The following is a 1,528-nucleotide window of genomic DNA, read 5'->3' on the forward strand; positions in this document are numbered from 1 at the left end:
TCCTCTTCCCGACCGGGTAGCGCAGACGGGGAGGCCGGGTGGTGCCCTTCGGGCGGCCGGGGCCCGCGGTGGCGGGTTTCGGCCTTCTGGCGGGAGTGCCGATCAAGCGCCGTAGTTGACGAAATCCCCGGCGGACGCGGCCCGGTGTCACCGGCCGGTCGGAGGGGATCGATCGTTCCCAGGGGCGTCGCAGATCACGTGTGAGTGTTCGGGCCAGCCGGAGTTGGGCGTGTGCCGCCAGGATCAGCCACGTCCAGCGTTCCCCCTGTTCGGGGGTGCGGATCTGCGGGCGTGTCCAGCCCAGCACTCCCTTGATCAACCGGAAGGTGTGCTCGACGTCGAACCTGCGAAGGTAGGTCTTCCACAGCAGGTCCAGGTCGAAGGCCGTGTCCGCGGGCGCGGTATGCCACAGCCACAGGTCCTGTGGTGCCCGGTCGCCGGGCAGCCGCTCGACCTTGATGCGGATCACGGTGCCCGGCACGATCGGCATCGTCCCGACGAACCCGGTCCAGCCGGCCTGCCTGGTCAGTTTCTGGTGCAGGCCGTGCCAGGCGGTCACCTCCACCGCACCGTAGCGCGGGTTGTGTGCGGCCAGTTGTTCGTCGGGAACGGGCCAGGTGGCGGGTCTGCCCAGCTCGAACCGCTCCCCGTGTTTCCTCGGCCGTCCGGGCTGTCCGTCAGGCCGGTGCCCGGACGGAGCCGCGTAGTAGACCCGGTCCGAGCGCACACGTCCCAAGATCTGAACTTTCAGGCCGTCCTGGCTGGTCAGATAGCTGGTGCGGGTCAAGTCGTAGCCGGAGTCGAAGACGAACACCGGGGCAGGACGTCCGACGAGCAGGCCAGCAGCGTCAAGACGCTCGACCACCCGCCCTACCTGACGGGCCGTCACGATGGTGGAGTCGTCATCAGGCCCGATACGGGCCGCATCCAACAGCGCCGTCCAGGAGGAGGCACCCCACTCCAGCCCGGCGGCGAAGGAGTACGGCCAGCCCGGAATGGTCTTGCGCGCGCCGTCGCAGCGACACGACGCATAACAGTGGCACAGCCCGTCGGACGTCACGGCGTCCGGCCGCGCCCATGGCGAGACGTCCACCGCCACCTTGACCGGGCCGTCATCAACGGGCTTCCACGAGGTCGCCAACAGCTTCGCCAACGCCTCGACGTCGATGTCGCCGCAGGCCAGAGCGTCGTACAAGGCTCCGTGGCCGCGCCGAAACGCTTTCTCCTCGGACAGCTCCACCAGCGAGCCCACCGGCCCGTCCGCCGTCAAAACGGCCTCTACCAGCTCGAACAGCGCGTCCCCGCGACGCCGCAAGCAGGCATACAGCCCTGCACGGAAACCGATCAGGCGCCGCCGTGCTGCGGCCTCTCCCTCGACCACGGCGCGCAGCCCTGGCATAGTCGGCCCCACGGCCACCCTCCCACCTTCGAAGCTTCAGCACTCCGAAGGGTCGCGGGTGGCCGTGCCTGTCGGCAGGAGAACGATGAACCCCGACAAGAAATGATCTTGCCGGGGTTTAATCTCAAG

Annotated in this window: 1 protein-coding gene; it reads right to left on the reverse strand. The window is 68.7% G+C overall.

Annotation, left to right across the window (positions count from 1 at the left end):
• Nucleotides 1-1,417, reverse strand: a 1,417-nt coding sequence (locus tag ACIBJF_RS53380) for an NF041680 family putative transposase (RefSeq protein WP_399185112.1), incomplete at its 3' end; no start/stop codon positions are given.
• Nucleotides 1,418-1,528: the final 111 nt, after the last annotated feature.

Origin of the sequence: Streptomyces sp. NPDC050743, from assembly GCF_044456925.1 — a bacterium.
In the GTDB taxonomy this organism is placed as follows: Bacteria; Actinomycetota; Actinomycetes; order Streptomycetales; family Streptomycetaceae; genus Streptomyces.